Origin of the sequence: Streptobacillus notomytis (assembly GCF_001902585.1) — a bacterium.
Lineage (GTDB): Bacteria > Fusobacteriota > Fusobacteriia > Fusobacteriales > Leptotrichiaceae > Streptobacillus > Streptobacillus notomytis.
Genome location: NZ_LKKV01000145.1, coordinates 1 through 802, shown reverse-complemented (window position 1 = coordinate 802; position 802 = coordinate 1). Strand labels below are relative to the sequence as shown.

At 24.8% G+C, this 802-nt stretch carries 2 protein-coding genes; both read right to left on the bottom strand.

The window, feature by feature from the left end; translation table 11 throughout:
* Positions 1-438 (bottom strand): magnesium transporter MgtE N-terminal domain-containing protein (locus tag BUE91_RS06815; RefSeq protein WP_425319024.1); only part of this gene is annotated, 438 nt, incomplete at its 3' end.
* Positions 431-655, bottom strand: coding sequence for an NUDIX hydrolase (locus BUE91_RS06810; protein ID WP_143605916.1), 225 nt, complete (start codon positions 653-655; stop codon positions 431-433). The genes BUE91_RS06815 and BUE91_RS06810, both read right to left, overlap by 8 nt.
* Positions 656-802: the final 147 nt, after the last annotated feature.

Here is an 802-nt window from a genome sequence, read left to right as displayed (position 1 = left end):
TAAGATTTCTTTACTTTTTCTTAATTCTAATGATCCTAAAATATCTGCAACATCATCTGGTGGCAGATATGATAATATATCTATAGATTTATCTAATTCAAGTAAATTTAAAATACGAATTTGTAATTCTTCATCAGATTGTTCAAAAATTTCTATTTTTGTGTCATCATTAAATAAATTAAATACTCTTAATAATTCTGTGTCATCTTCAATTTCATAAAATGAATCTGCTATATCTACAGTATGGTGTTCTTCAACAAATTCTTCTATTTCTTCTTCAGATTCTAAATTTTGTAAATCTTCTGCAATTTCTTCTGTATCTATATCTTCTTCAAAATACTCTTCTTCTTCCTCGTGGTCTAATCTGCTTTTTATTTCTTGTTTAAGTAAATCAATTTCTTCTTGTGTTAATTTTTCCATATCTAAATTATTATTCATTTTTCACACTCATTCTCTTTAAAATTGGTAAAAAGTATTTTATTGATAATAAAGTTTTCATATCAATTAAATAATCTTCTACTTCATCAATTTTAATCCAATGTGATTTAATATCTTCACCTTCATCAAAATCTGTTTCACCGGGAATTATATCATTAGATTTTAATCTAGCTGCGTAAAAATATATATATTGTGTCATATATGGATCAACTAACATAAGAAGAAATTGATTTACTTAAACAAGAAATAAAAAGCAGATTAGACCACGAGGAAGAAGAAGAGTATTTTGAAGAAGATATAGATACAGAAGAAATTGCAGAAGATTTACAAAATTTAGAATCTGAAGAAGAAATAGAAGAATTTG

Bases quoted from the DNA above. Each gene is read 5' to 3' on its own strand.
- BUE91_RS06810 (WP_143605916.1), bottom strand. From the start codon at position 655: ATGTTAGTTGATCCATATATGACACAATATATATATTTTTACGCAGCT.